The sequence below is a fragment of the Youngiibacter fragilis 232.1 genome (genome assembly GCF_000495435.3).
Classification (GTDB): domain Bacteria; phylum Bacillota; class Clostridia; order Clostridiales; family Clostridiaceae; genus Youngiibacter; species Youngiibacter fragilis.
This window is the reverse complement of sequence record NZ_AXUN02000035.1, coordinates 13,451-31,994: the sequence shown is the minus strand read 5'-3', so window position 1 is coordinate 31,994 and position 18,544 is coordinate 13,451. Positions and strand designations below refer to the sequence as shown.

Annotated in this window: 18 protein-coding genes; 2 read left to right on the top strand and 16 right to left on the bottom strand. The window is 44.3% G+C overall.

Annotation, left to right across the window (positions count from 1 at the left end; genetic code table 11):
* Nucleotides 1-70 precede the first annotated feature (70 nt).
* Both T472_RS02225 and T472_RS02220 read left to right on the top strand, forming a co-directional pair.
* Entirely contained in the window at nt 71-793 is a 723-nt protein-coding gene (locus T472_RS02225; RefSeq protein ID WP_023385700.1) for a hypothetical protein, read from the top strand.
* 88 nt (nt 794-881) lie between these two features.
* Nucleotides 882-1,658, top strand: coding sequence for a M15 family metallopeptidase (locus tag T472_RS02220; RefSeq protein WP_207643933.1), 777 nt, complete (start codon nt 882-884; stop codon nt 1,656-1,658).
* A gap of 70 nt (nt 1,659-1,728) precedes the next feature.
* Here the strand turns inward: T472_RS02220 and T472_RS02215 are convergent, their stop codons facing one another.
* The 16 genes from T472_RS02215 to T472_RS19680 form a co-directional block, all read right to left on the bottom strand.
* Nucleotides 1,729-2,223, bottom strand: a complete 495-nt coding sequence (locus tag T472_RS02215; RefSeq protein WP_040906398.1) for a C-GCAxxG-C-C family protein — start codon at nt 2,221-2,223, stop codon at nt 1,729-1,731.
* A 123-nt stretch (nt 2,224-2,346) separates the two neighbouring features.
* A complete protein-coding gene (locus T472_RS02210) occupies nt 2,347-3,717 on the bottom strand; it encodes a tripartite tricarboxylate transporter permease (RefSeq protein WP_023385696.1) in 1,371 nt (456 codons plus the stop codon).
* Entirely contained in the window at nt 3,718-4,176 is a 459-nt protein-coding gene (locus T472_RS02205) for a hypothetical protein (RefSeq protein ID WP_023385693.1), read from the bottom strand.
* Between the two features lie 22 nt (nt 4,177-4,198).
* Nucleotides 4,199-5,467 (bottom strand): hydroxymethylglutaryl-CoA reductase, degradative, encoded by a 1,269-nt coding sequence (locus tag T472_RS02200; protein ID WP_023385691.1) that lies wholly within the window; start codon nt 5,465-5,467, stop codon nt 4,199-4,201.
* A gap of 10 nt (nt 5,468-5,477) precedes the next feature.
* Nucleotides 5,478-5,801: an AtuA-related protein gene (locus tag T472_RS02195; protein WP_023385688.1), complete on the bottom strand. Its 324-nt coding sequence runs from the start codon at nt 5,799-5,801 to the stop codon at nt 5,478-5,480.
* Between the two features lies 1 nt (nt 5,802).
* Entirely contained in the window at nt 5,803-7,170 is a 1,368-nt protein-coding gene (locus tag T472_RS02190) for an acyclic terpene utilization AtuA family protein (protein WP_023385686.1), read from the bottom strand.
* 286 nt (nt 7,171-7,456) lie between these two features.
* Nucleotides 7,457-9,025: a sigma-54 interaction domain-containing protein gene (locus T472_RS02185; protein ID WP_023385684.1), complete on the bottom strand. Its 1,569-nt coding sequence runs from the start codon at nt 9,023-9,025 to the stop codon at nt 7,457-7,459.
* 182 nt (nt 9,026-9,207) lie between these two features.
* On the bottom strand, nt 9,208-9,558 hold the full coding sequence (locus T472_RS02180) for an FMN-binding protein (protein ID WP_023385682.1): 351 nt from the start codon (nt 9,556-9,558) through the stop codon (nt 9,208-9,210).
* A gap of 25 nt (nt 9,559-9,583) precedes the next feature.
* Nucleotides 9,584-10,345: a twin-arginine translocase subunit TatC gene (tatC, locus tag T472_RS02175; protein ID WP_023385679.1), complete on the bottom strand. Its 762-nt coding sequence runs from the start codon at nt 10,343-10,345 to the stop codon at nt 9,584-9,586.
* A 17-nt stretch (nt 10,346-10,362) separates the two neighbouring features.
* Nucleotides 10,363-10,524 (bottom strand): twin-arginine translocase TatA/TatE family subunit, encoded by a 162-nt coding sequence (gene tatA, locus T472_RS02170; protein WP_023385676.1) that lies wholly within the window; start codon nt 10,522-10,524, stop codon nt 10,363-10,365.
* Between the two features lie 101 nt (nt 10,525-10,625).
* A complete protein-coding gene (locus T472_RS02165; protein WP_023385673.1) occupies nt 10,626-10,886 on the bottom strand; it encodes a Sec-independent protein translocase subunit TatA/TatB in 261 nt (86 codons plus the stop codon).
* Between the two features lie 96 nt (nt 10,887-10,982).
* Complete coding sequence (locus tag T472_RS02160; RefSeq protein ID WP_023385670.1) at nt 10,983-12,503, bottom strand: FAD-dependent oxidoreductase; 1,521 nt, start codon at nt 12,501-12,503, stop codon at nt 10,983-10,985.
* 88 nt (nt 12,504-12,591) lie between these two features.
* Nucleotides 12,592-13,158: a TetR/AcrR family transcriptional regulator C-terminal domain-containing protein gene (locus T472_RS02155; protein ID WP_023385667.1), complete on the bottom strand. Its 567-nt coding sequence runs from the start codon at nt 13,156-13,158 to the stop codon at nt 12,592-12,594.
* A gap of 418 nt (nt 13,159-13,576) precedes the next feature.
* Entirely contained in the window at nt 13,577-16,264 is a 2,688-nt protein-coding gene (locus T472_RS02150; protein WP_207643932.1) for an immunoglobulin-like domain-containing protein, read from the bottom strand.
* A 646-nt stretch (nt 16,265-16,910) separates the two neighbouring features.
* Nucleotides 16,911-17,768: an oxamate carbamoyltransferase subunit AllH family protein gene (locus T472_RS02145; RefSeq protein ID WP_023385662.1), complete on the bottom strand. Its 858-nt coding sequence runs from the start codon at nt 17,766-17,768 to the stop codon at nt 16,911-16,913.
* A 288-nt stretch (nt 17,769-18,056) separates the two neighbouring features.
* On the bottom strand, nt 18,057-18,284 hold the full coding sequence (locus tag T472_RS19680) for a hypothetical protein (RefSeq protein ID WP_207643931.1): 228 nt from the start codon (nt 18,282-18,284) through the stop codon (nt 18,057-18,059).
* Nucleotides 18,285-18,544: the final 260 nt, after the last annotated feature.

The following is an 18,544-nucleotide window of genomic DNA, read 5'->3' as shown; positions in this document are numbered from 1 at the left end:
TGCAGGTCATGTGGGAATACAATTATCATAAACAGGTATTAACCTGCAAGAACGACACAGGGGTGATTTTATGGCAGTCACAAGGATACGATTTGCAAGTCACCGCAGAGCCCTGCTAATGTACATCGTACTCATCTGCTCATTTGCTCTTTTTACCTCGTGCGGCTCAAAGCAAGAGGCACCGACATCCCCAACTGCGCCTTCAGCTACTGTTGCTCCAACTTCCCCAACTGCAGCAACCATGCCGACAACTTCGGATCTTCTGTCCCAGAAGTTCGTGGACATAATGAAGGACGGCAGATACACCATGACTTTGAAGATCTTTGCAGCTGTTAACGGCGAACTTGAGGATGTCATGGAGGCAACCATGTCTATGGACGGTGAAGCCATGGCCAGCAAGATAGACCTCGGTGACACTATGTCCATGAGCACAGTGATGAAGGATGGAAAGATATACCTAATCAGTCACGACATGAAGACTGTGATGGTCATGGATGCTTCAAAGCAAGTCCCTGCCGGTACGCCTCAGGCTCCTGAGATCAAGCTTGACGGCATTGTCTACAAGGGAAAGGGAAAGGCTGATTTCATGGGCAAGATGCTTGAATACGAGGAATATACTACAGAGGGCGGAATCGTCAGGTATTTCTTCGAAGGCAACGAGCTGAAGGGAATCGAAAATACCTTTGACACTACAACGACCATCATGGAAATATCAGAGCTTACGGATACTGTAGACGACAGCATGTTCACCATTCCTTCAGACTACAAGGTAACAAACCTTAACATACCGTAGTTGATGCCAGGAAGGTCAGGCTTTGCCAGACCTTCCTTTGAGGTAAAAGATGAAAAGGCTCCAGGTAATTGCAGCACTCTTGTTATCATTGTCAATTTCAACAGGTCCTCTATCATATGCTCATGCATATGACAAGGCCTTTTTGGCTTCCGGTGAAAGTGCCGGGGATTTGCCGACTTCATATCCTCAGCCTCTTCATCATCCCTCCCCTTTCTACTACAAGGACCTCGTAGACCTTAAAAGCCTTGATGAAAGCTTCATAATCGACCAGAGATATGCGACAAGTGACAACTTTACTGGAAGGGTCCACTATGACACAGTGCTCTGCCTAATACATAAGGACATCGCCTCAAGGCTTCTTAGGGCTCAAAGGCTTGCAAAGTCAAAGGGATTGAGGATCAAGATATTCGATGCATACCGACCGGTGTCAGTGCAGCAGAGCCTTTATGATTCAACGCCAAAAGAGCTTAAAATTTACGTTGCAAAGCCTTCAGCCAGCTCTCTTCACCCAAAGGGGCTTGCAGTGGATATGACCCTTGTGGATTCAAACGGTAAGGAACTGGATATGCCGTCAGAGTTTGATGACTTCAGCATAAAAGCACACATAGACTACGATGGTGCCACGGAAAGACAAAAAGCTAACCGTGCCCTACTCATCGATATCATGCAAAGAAGCGGCTTCAGGGTAAACAAGTCCGAATGGTGGCATTACTACGTACCTGAAAATGCCTCTTACCCCCTTCTCAATGTGCAGTTCATCCATTTCCTCAAGGCCAGGTCTGGAAGACTAGACCATAGTTACAATGATGCATCAGAGCATGATCCGTCTGAAGGATTGTCATTCAGGTCACGAGAAGTGGAATAGTCGAACCGGAAAAGCACATGAGCCATGTCCTGCATAGCACGGGACATGGCTCATTATGATTTCAGAATCTCTATATCTGCTTCAGTGCATACTTGACGCCAAGAGCCGCTGCATATCCGACTATGCTCTGGCAATTCTTCTTCCTTTCCCTGGAATGCCAATCTGGATACACATCGGTTATTTCCTTGCAGCTTACGGTCCCGTACTTCTCTTCAAATTCTTTTACGAGCGAGCTGAAGATGCTGTAGATCCCACCCTCGCTGTAGAGTTCCTCGATCCTTTCTTTGATGTCCTCTTTAGCTTTTGGGTCTTTCCTTCCCTTGACCGCCGCAACTGACATTGCTGCTCCAAGAAGTGCCCCGCAGGTATTCCTGGTCATTCCGATACCGCCGCCAAAGCCTGAAGACAGCGCAATGACTTCTCGGGGCAGGTCAGTAAGTCCAAGGTCAAGGAAGCTCTGGAAGACGCATTCAGAGCAGTTGAACCCCTCCCTGAAATAGCCTTTTGCAGAAACCTCTGCCCTTTCCATCATCTTATCAAGGTTTGTTTCATTGCTTTCAGACATTATTTTACCTCCAAATTACTGATACTCAGATATACCTAAAACCATGATACGATGCATCGGCACTTCTTTCAACAGGAATCCCCGCAACTAAAGTGCGGGGATAATTTTGACCAACATTTTGGGTTATATGAGTATCTTTGCCAGTGCAAGTGCCTGAGTCACAATATAGCCTGATGCATAATAGGCCATAAATTGCACACCTGTGTGTATGCCAAAAAGGTTATGCAGTAAGCCGCCGAATATTCCAATGCTGACAGCAACGAATATTCCAAGAATTCCAGCTTCATAGAATGCAAGCATGCATATAAGTCCTATGAATGCACCAATCAGGGCTTCATGGCTTACTGCCCTAAACATAAGCTCGGTCCATGACCTTGCCTTCTTTATAGCTATTGGGAATGCAAACAGTGCTCCGCCTATTATTCCGATGAAGCCAAATATGAAGTAGTCTGGTATCGATAGCAACTGTGCAAGGTTGTTAAGCGGCTCTATTGTAAACCTTGGAGGTGCATTGAAGAGTGGTGCTCCTGGTCCAGTAGCGACTGGACTTAGCGGAAGTCCTGCAAAAGCGATCAGTGGTATTATAAATTCTCCAAGATATGTACTGTTGCTTATGGCATCCTGGACACCTAGTGTTGTGGTTACCCTCTCATAAAGTTCTTTACACTTTCCATTGATGATTTCGCCAAGCATAACAGTCATGCCAACGGGCGAGAACGTGAATGTGCAGGCTCCTATGGAGGACATCAGTAATATAGTCTTATTCTGCCTTTTTGTGAAAATCTTGAACGGATTTGGAAATAATCCTTTCTTCTTGCTTGAGTCAGGCGCAAGCCAGATAGTTGATGCCTTGTTCCTTCTCTGCTTGTCTCTTTGGCTTGGTATGAATACATTGAATACTTCAGCGATCATTGGTCCTATTGTTATTCCCATGAAGATAGATATGAAGAGGGTCTTGCCTACACCTTCTACAGCTATCCTTTGGAACCCCTGTATAAGGAACGCGAAGGGGAAAAGAGCGATTACTGCACCCCACTTGGCTTTCGACATATAACCGATTACCATGGCTCCGATTGTAAATATGAGTCCGATGTACGGCTTTACCATGTTACCGAGCGGCGCCATTAAAAGCGCAAATCCGATAGCGACCATAAGTCCTGTTAACGATCCAATGAGTGAACCTGCTGCCATCTTTCTCATGGCGACATGTGGTATACCAAGCCTCTTTGCAATTGAGCTGTTAAGTACCATAGGTACAGCCATAGTACTTCCAGGAAGTGCAGCCATTGCTGTCGGGATAGTATGGCTTATCTGCATTGCTACTATAATTCCAACAAACCAGGCGAATAGCACCTCACCTGGAAGTCCCATGAGAACGAGTATAAGTGTAACTGGAGCCATCGTAGCTGTTTCATCAGTTCCGGGTATGATTCCGATTATGGTATACAGCACTCCCCCAAAGGTAGCCGCGATGAAAGCCTGTATGAATAACATTTATTTGCCCCCCTTTGCCTTTTCCTTGTATTCCGGTTTGTAGTTTGGCGAGTCCTCAGGCACCAGCTCAAGAAGACTATAAAGCTCAAACTCTTCCATTTCAGCGATTATTGCCGGATCGACATTCCTGAGTGCATTAATTTCATCTTCAACTGTCATGCCTGCGGCCTTAAGGATCTCTTCAATATCCTCGTTCTCAAACTTTTCCTCTACGATTCTCTTAGGCTTGAACAATTTGGCGGAAATTACTCCTGAGGCGATGCAACCCACTATACCAATGAGCAGAGAATAACCTTTGGCAAGGCCAGGATCTAGTCCCTCAATCCTCAAAAATATGTTACGGCCAATCAGAAACATTGACATGGTAAGTGCGATTCCTAGCAATGATGCGATCATTAGTTCCTTCAGGTCTACGGTGTCGCCCCAGACCTCAGTAAGCTGGACCTTTTTGTTTTCCATTCTGCTTCCCCCGATTCGATTCTTATTTCTTTTCATATTCCTTTAGAAGTTCCTGAGCATATTCAACCCTAACCTTCTTTTCAGAAACCATTCTCTTTACAATTGCCTCGAGTACATCACCCTTTGCACCAGCTACAGCGGCAACATTTCTTGCATGGAGACCCATGTGACCTCTCTGTACTCCTTCTGTTGCCAGTACCCTTACAGCTGAGAAATTCTGGATTAGCCCTAATGCAGCGAAAACTTCTCCAAGTTCACCAGCTGACTTAACACCAAGTATTCTAACTGCAGCTTTGGCTTGAGGATGTACCTTGGTGGCTCCTCCAACAAGACCTACAGCCATAGGCAGCTCTATAGTTCCGACAAGGTCTCCGTTCTTGTCCTTCTCCCAGGTTGAAAGCGGCTTGTATGATCCACTGATTGAAGCATAGGCATGGGCTCCGGATTCAACTGCTCTCGTGTCGTTGCCTGTCGCAAGGACCGCTGCAGAAATACCGTTCATGATTCCCTTATTGTGTGTAGCTGCTCTGAAAGGGTCAGCCTCTGCGAATGCATATGCATCGATTATCGCATCAACAACATGCTCGCCACCAAGACTCTCCTTACTGAACCTGGCCCTTGCCCTTGCAAGCCTGAAAATAGCAAGGTTAGATAGTATCCTCAGGTTAACACGACCACCTGTGATTTCTTCGATGAATGGTGAGATACCTTCTGCCATTGTATTTACTGCATTGGCTCCCATAGCATCAAGTGTGTTTACCTTCAGATGAACTACCAGCATGTCACCTATTATGGATGATTCTACTACCCTCGCCTCTACATCCACTACACCCCCGCCAAGCTTAACGAGAACCGGATCCATCTCGTTGCATCTGTCAGCTATGGCCTTTCTATTCTCTAGGACTTTTATCCTCGCATAATTTGCGTCCTCTACGTCCAGCACCTGGATCTGTGAGATCATTACAGTACCGCTGTTGCTCGCGAATATTCCTCCGTTCTCTCTCGCCATCTTTGCTCCGTTGCTGGCTGCCGCTATGACTGATGGCTCTTCTGTTACCATTGGTATCAGATAGTCCTTTCCGTTGATGAGAAAGTTCACTGCAACACCCATTGGAAGAGAATACCGTCCTATGACATTCTCAACCATGTGATCTGCCATATCAGGAGTTAGTGCATTGGGGTCGCTTAGTACGATAGCTTCTTCATTAGTCAATCCTGCAAATTCAACTGCCTCCTTCAACCTTTCCTCAATCGAAAGCTTGTAAAATCCTTTGTATTCACTTATTTTCATATTCTCCTCCTTATTCTTCCCGTTCAAGCTTCATTCTCAAAAGCGCAGTATACATTGTCTTGCCTAAATTATCTAATCTGATGGACATCGTAGCACCACCACCCAGCGCCTTGTCCATTACGAAATTGAATCCCTTCAGAGACTCGACCTCGTACCTTATCACATCACCCTTTACCATATCTCCGAAGTAGGCCTTTACCCTTTCGGCTGTAAGCTCCTGCTTCAGGAATTCATAGTCCTCAGGATTCCTCGCGAACATACAGATGTTGCTCCTGTCTCCCTTATCACCTGACCTTCCATGTGCCAGGTCCTTGATATAGTATGTCTTCTTCATCCTACAACACCTCCAGATTGTTTGATGTAAGCACAACGATTGACTTTGGTACTGCTGTAGGCCATAGAGCGATGACTTCGCTTACTTTGGACCTTCCACCGAAAAGGGCTCCACCTGGAGGTCCGTTCAGCTGAAGCGGCGCTATCTCGGGTATTATCTTCTCAGCCTCTGACTTCTCTTTTGTCCTTATAGCAATCCTGAGGATCACCTCATTTAGATCATTTAGCCTTTCCTCTGACATATCTGCGAGTGATAGATGAAGTGAATTGAGGCCAACATAGTCAACCCTTACCTCCTCTGTCTTCAAATCCTTCTTCCTCATCTTCTCCATGACAATTTCTGAAGCCAGCTTTGCCTTGTCGTATGCATCCGGCCATGCGAAGCAATAGAACGACTCAACCTTGTAACCTGCGGAATATCCAACACAGAGCTTGAGAGTTTCAGGAGCAGGCTTTCCTTTTATGTTAGAAATCTTCACTCGGTTCTCTCCGACGCTTTCAACTGTTACCTGACTTACATCAGCTATGACATCAGGTGTTATATAGTTTGCAGGGTCATGAATCTCATAAAGCAACTGTTCTTTTACTGACTGCTCTGTTACAAGTCCACCAGTTCCGGGAGTCTTAGTTATAACAAGACTATCTTCAGTTACCTCAGCTATTGGAAACCCCAAATCTGCAAGATCAGGTATTTCTCTCCAGTTGTAGTCGCAGTTTCCACCTGAAACCTGTCCGCCGCATTCCAGAAGATGGCCTGTCATAATCCCTTTGGCCATATTGTCATAATCCTTTGAGTCCCACCCAAATTCATGGATGAGAGGAGCCAGGAAAAGGCTTGAATCTGTTGCCCTTCCTGTTATGACAACATCCGCACCTTCCTCAAGGCATTTAAGTATCGGCTCATGTCCGTGATAGACGTTCACATTATAGATTCTGTCTAGAATTTCAGTGAATTCACCATCATTATCCATGTTAACGAACTTGACTCCACTTTCGAGAAGTCCTGGCAGCTTATCCTTGATATCATCCCCTAGTACGTAGCCTATCTTCAGTCCCTTTAATCCCTTTTCCCTTGCGATTTTTTCAATTTCCTTTACCGCTCCGGTTATGTTCATTCCGCCAGCATTTGTTACTATCCTTATCTTCTTCTTGTAACAGGTCTCTGCAATCTGTCCGTACAGGGTTATGAAATCCTTGGCAAATCCAGCGTTAGGGTTCTTATTCTTCTGCTTCTGCATTATCGACAAAGTGAGTTCTGCAAGGTAGTCACAGGCAAGATAATCAATTTTGGCCTTTTCAACCATCGCAATGGCACCGTCATTGGTATCTCCCCAGAAACCCTGCCCCCCGCCTATATATACAGTCTTCATAAAATCACTCCTGGTTTCATTATTAACTGTTCTTCACGCGCAAAGAGCAGCCTTTGGTCCTTTGACCTCTATCTTGATTTATAGCAAACACCATGCCAAAACTGAATTTACAGAAAAATAAATACCCTCTTAGTTTTAAACGTATTCATATGACTTGATTTCCAATGATAATACAAATGGCGGAAACAGGTTTCCATAAAATCTGGAAATCGATGTCTCCGCCAAACCGTGCCATTAATGGCACTTTTATAAAAATACATGTATACATTGTGGCACTATGTTTACTTTATGGCACTATACCATTTTCCTTAAGTTTCCTATAAAATGTTCGCCTGCTGAGCCCCAGAAGTTCCATCGCCCTAGTCCTGCTTCCTGATGACCTTTCCAGAGCCTCAAGCATCAGCTGTTTTTCCACGTTTGCCATGAACCTAAAATAATCAACGTCTTCATCCTTTGAAATTGCAGGTAATGAAGGCGCATCAGGCTCTGCAGCATCTCCTGCAAATATTCTTCCAGGAAGATGCTCCATCAGTATAGTTGAGCCTGAGCATAATATAACTGCATGTTCAATGCTGTTCTGAAGCTCTCTCACATTTCCCGGCCAGCCATATCTTGCAATTGCACGGTAAGCCTCGTCGGAAATTGTTAGCCTCTTCGAATACTTGTTACCGAACACATCTGCAAAATGGTTTGCCAGGAGGATGACATCATTTCCTCTATCCTTAAGCGATGGTATGGTCAGGTTCACGACGTTAAGCCTGTAGTACAGGTCTTCCCTGAATTTCTTCTGTTTGATCAATTCCGGAAGCGGCTGATTAGTCGCTGCGATAACCCTAACATCTACCTCAACGTTCTTCTGCCGCCCAATCTTCTCAATTTCACCGAGTTCAAGTACCCTAAGCAGCTTTGCCTGCATCTGAAGCGGCATATCGCCTATTTCGTCAAGGAAAATGGTTCCCTTGTTTGCCAACTCGAACTTACCCATCTGGCCGCCCTTTCTGGAGCCAGTGAACGACCCTTCCTCGTAACCGAAAAGTTCACTTTCTATAAGGGAGTCAGGTATTGCACTGCAATTTACAGTTATGAATGGTTTGCTGCGCCTTGCAGAACTCATATGTATGAGCTTTGTTATAACTTCTTTCCCTGAACCGTTGGCTCCAGTCACAAGTACTGCAGCATCAGTCTTAGCGACGATTCCCGCCTGGTCCAGGATATGGATGAAATTAGGGCTGTTACCTATTATCTGAGACCTTAGGGTTTCACTTTCCGCTTCCTTTTCCCTATGGTATTCATCCACGATACCGGAATATCTCTTGACCTCGTTGCTCAAATTATCTATTTCAGTTATATCCGTGAAGATCGAGAATGCTCCGATTATCTTGTTTTCCTTATACAAAGGGCACATCCTGAGCGACACATACTTATTAACAGACTTCACAAAATGCTTTTCCTGAACCATAGCTTTTCCGCTCTTTAGAACCTCATAAAGAAGTGCTGAACCTTCGACATCGTAGATGTACTTCCCCACGACCTTACGAGCCTTAACTCCTAATATCTTCTTATAAGCCTCATTAATGTAAAATATCCTGCCTTTTTCGTCGATGATGACTATCGCTTCCCTGAAGTGATCAAGAAGGTCCATTGAGGGTAGTTCGCTGTATTTTGTAACCAGATATCTGATATTCACAGAATCTACTTCACCAAGCTTTTCTCCATTTTCATCTAGAACGTCCATCAGGCTTTCATCTTTACCGAGCATCTCAACTCGTAAATCCTGAATGTTAGTGTCGCCATTAAGAGACATGCCAGCCTTGTCTAGTACTGATACTCTGTTTAGAAAATCCGAAATCTTCATTTCCGTCCCCCAATTCAAACCATTTATCTAGAGTTTAGGTTGAAAATGTTAAAAGAGCAATGCAAATCCAGACATTAGTGTAATATTATTAGCAGACTAACTAAATACCCGCAACAGGCTAAGCCATGTTGCGGGTATGCACTATTATGACATTTGTACTCAACCTTGCATTTTTACGAATTCTACTTTGCCTTGTCCAATGCACCGGCAACCGCCTCGAGTATTGCCACTGAAGTGACTGTAGCTCCTGATATGGCATCAACCTCAGTTGACTGCTTCTCTATGATCTTCGTAGGAATCTGATCGATTGCGGCAGTTCCTATACCTTCTGTCTCCTTGTGTGAGGTGACGGTTACTGCGCTTATCTTTCCGCTTGTAACCTTGACCTCAACCTTGAGCTCCCCATGCATACCTTTCATGCTCACTCCCTCGTAGGTGCCATCCTTGAAGGCACCCTTTGAAGTACAGCCTGTGCTTGCCAGCATTGCTGCAGTTGCCATTGTTATTACTGCTGTTCTTATAAACTTCTTCATTTTATCTCCTTGTATCAGATATTCTTTATGCCGCCTTCTGGCGTTTTATCTTTCTTCTGTTTACTATCCTGCTCATTACAACGCTGAATTCGAAAAGTACCATCATCGGTATTGAGACAAGCAGCTGTGAAACGACATCAGGAGGCGTTATTATCGCTCCTATGACGAATATTATCACTATTACTAACCTTCTGCTCTTAACAAGCCATTCTGGCTTCAGTACTCCAAGTCCTGTAAGCAATGATATTAGGACCGGCAGCTCAAATACTATTCCAAATGAAAGCAGAGTGGAAAATATGAATGCCAGATAGTTCTGGACTGATATGGTTGCGCTTATCGCCTGACTCTGGTCCACGTTCGCAAAGAACATAAGAAGCATGGGTACTGCCACGTAATAGGAGAAGGCAGTGCCGCAAAGGAAGAAGAACAGTCCTGCAACAAGTGAAAAGAAGACCAGCCTGTTCTCATGCTTTTCAAGTCCAGGTCTGACGAATCCCCATACCTGATGCAGAATCACAGGTGATGAGATCACTATCCCGCATATGACCGAGAGCCTTACATATTCCATGAACAGCTCACCAGGTGCAAGATACACCAGCGTATAGTCAAGTGCCTTGGCATTTGAGATCAGTATCTCAACAATCTCATCGCAGAAATTGAAGCTTATGACCGTAGCCAGGATAAATACCACCACTACGATGATAAGACGGTTCCTGAGCTCCTTCAGGTGGTCAAAAAGACCCATGTCTTTTCCAGTATTGGCTGCAGACTTTTTCTTTTTCTTCAAATTCACCGTCTCCTATTCTACTCTGCAGTTTTTTCGTCGCTTCCTGCGACGCCTTCCTTGAAGTTCTTAATGGATTTACCAAAGATGCTTCCAAGCTTCGGCAGCTGCTTCGGCCCGAATACCACCATCACTATCGCAAGTACCACAAGCAGTTCTGTTGTACCAAGTCTTCCGAACATATTCATTCTCCTTTTCTTTCAAATTGCATAAAACTAAGCTACTTTGCATCGAATTCTGCTTCAGTGCTTCCTTTGGACCAAGCTTCAGCAACTATGGATTACTACACTTTGCTCTTGTCTGCATCCAGGGACATCTGTACTGAAGCGCTGATATCCTTCTTGAGGCTTGTGAGAGGCTCCACAGCCTCAGCGAGCGGCTCTGTAACATTTTCCTTGATTTCCTCTGTTATCTTTCCTGACATTTCCTTTATCATGCTTACTGCCTTTCCAAGCTTCTTTGCATAAATCGGCATCTTCTCAGGCCCCAATGCAAGAAGCGCAACAATAAGGATGATTATGAACTCGGTAGTTCCTATCTTCATGGGAAACCTCCATTAATCTTGTCAAAACATCAGTACAAGCCTGTTCGGGCCGAGGCTGACCATCGGCCCATGCAGACTTTTTTATTGCTATGCAGGTTACTTTATCTTTGCTGCGTTCGCTCCGGCTTTTCTACCCTGGTGAACTGTACCGATTATTGCAGTTCCCGAACCAGGATAGTAAGGTCCTATCCATCCGCCCGCGTTAAGTCCGCCTGCGAAAAGGTGAGGTATTGGCTCTCCGTTTGGCTTGAGAACCTGAGTGTCAACGTTGATCTTTACTCCGCCAAGTGAGCCAAGGTTCCCTGATACGTTCTTGTATGCATAGAATGGACCCTCAAGCGGCACAAGTCCGTCAACTCTGTCGAACTGGTCATCCTTGCCTGCAGCAGTGTCTGCATTCCAGGTAGCCAGTGTAGCTGCAAGGTTTTCTTCATCAACTGATATGAGCTTTGCGAGCCCTTCTATGTTATCAGCTGCAAGCACTGTTCCTGCCTTGATATCAGCTGCAACGCTTTCTTCTGTCCATGGTGCCCCTTGAGCTGAAAGGCTGCTCTTAGCGAAGATCATGTAGGTTGGACCGTTAAGCTGCGATTCCTGCTGGAATATCGCCCTGTAGTGATAAGCATACGTTGCATCCTCGCATACGAATCTTCTGCCCTTCTTGTTGACTATGAATGAAGGGAATACCTTGTTCTTGTTTGTGGTTGCGTTTCCTGTCTTAAAGCAGAAGTCAATGCATCCGCCAAAGCCTGCTACTGCCGCTCCAATCTCCTGAGCCATCCTTATGCCGTCTCCTGTGTCTGTCTTGACCGCAAAGCACATCTGTGTTGTAAGGTCCCAGTAATGCTGCTGGCTTAATTCCTTTGCCATCTCAACATTCTGGTCTATGCTTGCCGCTGCAAGTATTACTCCCTTGTTGGCCTTGATGTTCATGGACTTATCCCCTGACTTTGCAACAACTCCTATTACGGTTCCTGTCGCATCAGTAAGAAGCTTTGTAGCCTCTGTGTTGTATTCTATCAGGGCTCCCTTTGCAAGTGCTGCCTTGAGCATGGTCTGTACAAGAAGCACTCCCTGTCCGCCTGCTCCGCCTCCCTCATATACATGGATACGGTCTGCGTAAAGCGACTTGTCAATGTACGGTACATGGTTGTGTCCGTATACACTCGTCCATTTCAATCCAAGGTCCGAAAGCCACTTGATATGTTCTGGAGCTCCCTTTGCAAGGTCCCTGACAAGCTCCTCATCTATATAACCCTCTCCGGACTTGATCCAGAGCTCAGCATGCTTGTCTGTTGAATCGTCTTTGTAGCTTGTAAGGCTCTTCTGGTACTCAGTTCCTGCAGCCTGCATTACTCCGCCGGAAAGGTTTGTGGTTCCTCCTGCGATTCCTGCCTTTTCAAGGACCAGTACCTTTGCTCCGTCATTTGCCACCTGAAGCATTGCTGCAACTCCGGTTCCGCCGCCTCCTACGATAAGTACGTCAGTCTCCTTGTCCCATTTGATGGAGGAAGCTGGGGTCTTGTCATCCTGCGTGCATGCACCCAGAACACCGATTGTAGCTGCTCCGACTGCGCTTGCCGCAGCACCCTTCAGAAAGTCTCTTCTTGAAATCATGTTGAATCCCCTTTCAGATATTATGTTATATTATTGTCAATACAATAATTATCTGTTAAGTTTCTAACATATTCAAGAAACAGAAAGCCTAAAGTGTCTCACTCTCAGCACCCCTGAAATACTTGACAAAGGCAGAGGGTATCCCCATGGTCAATACGTCAACCAGTTCCTCCACAGGTTCCTTCATTCCGCCCATTATCCACCTGTCGGTGATTTCCAGACCACCGTATATATAAGACTCCATTGCCGTAACAACCTTCCAGTCGCTTATATCCACTCCATTCCTCCTGAGTATGTCCAGATGGAGCTCCCTGCTCATACTGTAGATGAAGCACTTCAGGGAATTCGCGTCCTGGCATCTGAAGGCATTCTGGAAAAATTTGGGATTGTCCCTGATCACACCGTATATGGAGCATACCGCATCCCTCCAGGGTACGCCATCATTGAAGGTGAAAAGTGTGCTCTCAAGTATGCTCTTGTAGTACGAGGTCATGACATCGTACTTGTCCATGAAGTGCCTGTAGAAGGTTGCCCTGCTTACACCAGAGGTGGAGATGATTTCATTGACTGTAAGGCTTTCGATGGATTTAGTCTGCAAAAGCTTTGACATGGCTTCATAGATGAGCCTGGCAGGTTCCGTGCATTCCTTTTTCATTGAAATACTCCCCCATGAGTTTCAAAATATACCTACAGCACACAGTAGACTATGATTGAATAACAGTACGATATTTTAACGTCATAATATTCAGGCAAATTTCCGAATATTCCAATCCACTTCCATAAAATAAAGCTAATTGTTAATAATTATACCATTAGTTTATTATTTGTTCAAATATTATCAAATTGTGAAAGTCATTTAAAATCAATGGAAAACCAGAGATCAGGCTTAAAAATGAAGCACTTTTTTATGATTTTGTTCCTCATTATGATACCCCCGTGATTCATATCCTATTACCTGATTCACAATAGTACCTCGTTACCAAAACGAGACAAAGCCCTATGGCAGGAGTTCAATCCTGACATAGGGCTCTTTGTCCTAATTATTTATGATAGTCATTTTTCAGGTTCAAATCTCAACCTTTATCGCTCTTCCCGTTGTTTGTCTTTTCTTCGAGAAGTTCGATATTCTCATCCGCCTTTTTCTCCTTGTCCTTGTCCTTCTCATCATCACGGATTTCAATCAGCTCAGCGTCAGGAGACATCGGCACCTCTTCAATGACTTCTTCTGCAGTTATTTCCTCTTCCTTCTTTTCCTGTCCGAGACCCTTGTCCTTCTTAAGCTCTTCAGCTGCCGCTTCAACTACAGTAGTCTCTACTTTCTTTTCCTGTCCGTTGTTGGTCTTTGGTTCTTTGAGAACCGGTAGCTGACTAGGTTCATCCTTCTTGTCCTGACCCTTGTTGGTCTTTGGCTCCTCAACTTCTGGAACTTCCTCAACAATATCAGGTGATATTATCTGGTCTTCTGGCTTTCCAGGATTATCAGGCTTCTTGCCGTTGTTAGGCGGATCCGGTATTGTTGGAAAATCAATTGAAATAACATTGGTTATTTCACCACCGGCCGCTTTCAATACGACGTATGCCACCTGCGGTTTAACACCTGGCTTCAAACCTTCAATTCTGAATGAATTGGTCCCGGCAGCTCCTGGTATTCCAGTTCCCGAAGTGTCAATATCTGGCACTGCGGCTCCCTTTTCTGTTACCACATAGTAGAATTCGCCATCTACAGTTGACTTAATTGTGATTTCTCCGGTTTTCGCATTGAGCCGCAATGCACTTCCATCAAATATGTACGGAAGTATAGTCGCGAGTAGCTCTTCGCCATTTGATGACAGTGAGTACTTGAATCCTGGCAGAACCTCATTTGAGATTATTAATCCAGGGAATTCAAACGTAAGTTCACCATCAGCATAAATAGCCATTGACAGCATGGATCCTGCCGGAATTAAGACTGGTGATGTAATGTAAGCCATTTGAGCCTGTTCATCAATTTCAATCCTGACCATATTCCCATCATATATCAGATAGTAGTCTATGACCGGTTCGTTGATTACAGAAACATTGACAGTCTTTGTTGTTGTTTTATCCTGAGAATTTGTTACGCTGTAGGTTACCGTGTATGTCCCCAGCGTATTGATATCAACATTATTCTCAGGCACTTGGATCAGGTAGCTGATTTCTCCATCCTTCTGGTCCCAAGCATATGCATAGTTAATCGGATCATAATCACTTCCGATTATTACGCTGTAGTCGTAGACTTCAAGTTCTGGATATGAGTAATCCTTTACTGTCACATAGCATGTCGTCTCAGCCTTGTTGCCATCCGAATCAGTTACCGAAAGAATGATCGGATATTTACCTGCAGTATTGATATCGACAGCGCTTATGTCCCAGACAATGCTCTCCCAAATGTCCCCATCCTCAAGGTCGTACGCCTCGAAATGCACGGAATATTTATCAATCTCCTGATTTAACGGGCTTTCAAAGTCATATGCCATGATTATCGGCACGGATGACTCAAAGACAATTACCTGTCTGGAAGCACCACTAGAAAGTCCAAGAGAGTTTGTTACCTCATATTCTATATAATATACGCCTGGCATTGATGTATCAACGTAGTCATATACTACAATATTACTTGTAATTTCACCATCTGTTGCGTCTGTAGCTGTAACACCTTCCATAGGATAAAATGCTCCACCCAATTCAAGGTAAACAACATATGGATCGACATGTATTTCCGGGTAAAGCATCCACGACCACCCTACGGTAATGTATGCAGTGTGTTCAGCGATATTTCCGTCTGAATCAGTTACCCCGTACAATACGTGATATTCACCAGGCTGACTTGTATCTACGGTATTTTCAACGACTTTTATGAGGTGAGTTATGTCACCATCCTCAAGATCGTATGCATACACTCCAGCCAATGGATCAAAAGGTTCACCTGTTTCCAGGTAATAATATTCACCAGAAACTATGGATGGTGAAGTTGTCATATCAAAGACCACGACTGTACGGTCAGCAAAGCTCATGAGGCCCAGGGAATTGTAGACTACATACTGTACCCAGTATATGCCAGGTCTCATTGTGTCCACTTCCATGTGCTCGACTGTTACGCTTTCAGTAATGTCACCGTCTGTAAGGTCAGTAGCTGTGACTCCTTCCATCGGATCGAACTCGTCACCGACCTTCAAGTAAAGTGTAGGTGCTGTAATCACGGGCTGGTACTCTTCAGGCCACAGTACGACAATATGCCTCGTCTCCTGTACTGTATTGAGGTCTGAGTCAGTTACCTCATAGGTGATGTAGTAATCACCCGGAACAGCCAAGTCCACATCATTTGCAATGATCTTGATTGAAGAAGTAATGTCTCCATCCTTCAGGTCAAATGCATATACATCAGCATACGGGTCAAATGGGGAATCCTTATAGATTCCTTTGGTTGTGACACCTATTACAGGAAAATCAGTACCAAGCACAAGTACATTTCTTCTGAAACTGACCCAGTGGTTGTCTGAATCCGCCAAATCATAGAAGATAATGTAGCTTCCAGGCGTGCTTACATCAACTTCCTTATCATAATAATAAATGTTGGCTAACAGCTCAGCCTCTGTATCAACATCATCAGTTACAACGAGCCCTTCCAGCGGATCATATGTACCGCCAACCGAGATTACTATTGGAGCAGCGGAAATCGTAGGCGCACCTTCTTCAGCGGCAAGCACAGGAGCGGTAAAGGAAAGGCCAAAGAAAAACAGCATCACGGGAATGAGCAGATTTCGGAACTTTTGCTTATTCATATCATCCAATCCTTTCAATTGAACAGAAATGAAACCTGAAACTTGCGTCTCACGTTCCCTGCCTTTCTTCAATTGTAAAAAATCAAGCCTGTGCAGGATCAGTGAATCTCCATTGAAATATCCTTGAAATTCAAAAACAGGCTGTTGAAAAACACCTCATACATCGCCTCCCGGTCAGCAAACATCTTGGTTATCATTGGCTTCGTGATAGGTTTTGTTCGTATTCAGCAATAGTTGAAGCTTTACCAATTTTAGCATTAGCGCAGTTACACAATCAGCAGAACGGCATGAGTAAGATCGGCGTATTTTAGTGATCATAATAATCATTTTCAATGAATTCAAGTGAACATCTTAGAAATAGATACACCTATAGCTCTTCGATTCCATTTAAACACTGAATTCATAAATTGCCACGCTAATTTGGTGTATGTTCGATTAATTATCAGTTAATTTTATATCAGGATCAGTAAGGTACGTTAACGGACTCGAGATTGTGTCAACTCCTGTAGGACCTGATAATGCGGAAGATCCCTTAACCTACCTGGCAAAGGCTTGGTTAAGGGACCTGTTTAATTTTCGGCTGCATATTCAATTGGCACGAAATTCCTTATCTGCCCTGAACTTCCATAAGAATTTCCAATCCACATAGGATGCCACATAAAAGATCAATCCCTGATGTTGAGCCATGCTTCAGGAACTCATCGATCCTCAACTCTCCCGGGTATGGATGTTCAAGATATTCAAGTACTATTTCAGGATAAAGCCTGCTCCTCATACCATACCTGAGCATCCATCCGCTGACTTCAGTTGTTGTGTGCAGATATTTTTCAATGTAAGCAGCCAATAGTTCTTTCCTCATCACTTCCCCGAAACGGTCGAGCATACCGGCTATTCCAAGAAGGAAGTCATCAGCTGAGGGTGTAAGACCTATCCCGTAGCCGACTATGTTCTCGGCTGTAATCTCCCTTCCCTCCATAAGGTCTGTTATTAGGAGCTTCGTCCTTGCTGCAACCATGCTGTACATCTTCAATTCTAATCCTGAATAATCTCCTGAACTTGAAAGCATGCCCAATATGGACATTATCGGGAGCATCCCCTTTGAATCTGATTTAAGTCCTTCAAGTGCGGATCGGATCTGGGTATGCATGCTGGAGATGAGATTGTATTCATCAGTTGTATGCATACTTATATCCACATTCTTTGTATCTTGAGTGACTACAAGGTCTGAATCTAAACAACTCGATACATCAATCTTGTCACCAACCGAGTAACGTCTTCCTTTCAGCTCACCATCCATCACTATGCTCATAGGAAGGACCTTCTTTCTGCCATCAAGAATGGTGATGAATTTGCCTTCATAATACCCGCATACGGTTGTTTCAAATACCATTGATGCTATGAAGGTCATATGGCCATTTTGGTCTATGATCTTCCCTATTTCACTGTCCATTTCCCTTACTAACATCCTTCACCCGCCTGACTGTATTCTGCATGTCCAAAACCAAACCATATATGCTATTCTATCATTTATTGTGTGTAAGACAACGTCAGATTAATGAAATAAGAAAGCTCCACACAAGGTGACAATTGTTAATCAACACGTCCCGAATGGAGCTTCTAAGCGATCAAGTAAGATTATTTCATTGCTTTCTTGTAAGCAGCAACCAGTCCTGCAACAAGAATAACTCCGCTGATCAGGAATATAAAGATCGGATTCATACTACCACCCTTTCACATCATCATTATTTTAAGTTTAAAGCAAGAACTCAGCAATGCCCCAGACAGCCAGGAATACTCCCAGTATCAGTGGTGGATATATTAACATCGTCCTTTCCTTATTGATGAAGGCATAGACAGCCATTGCAAAAGCGACGATCCCGATAATGAAAATTACAGGTGTCGAAAGAGGTACCATCATACCTCCTATCTTAAGCTTAAGTGCTCCACCGCTTGTACGCTTAACGCCGCGCCACCTGTCCAATCAGGTTCTTGGGGAATAGCTTTGACTTCATCGCAATCAGCTCGCTCATATAGATTACAGAATATTCCGTCACTAAAATTATACCATAATAATCACTACAGCTTACCATGTGAACAGCTTCTCTATCTCAGTTTCTTCATCTTCTGATGCTGACACTTTGGTTTCAGACGCATCCCTGATGTTCAGCTCTTCCATTACTTATGGGATGTAAGTATTAGAAAGCCATTGGAACTCTGTTTTACTACATTGCTCAATTCCTC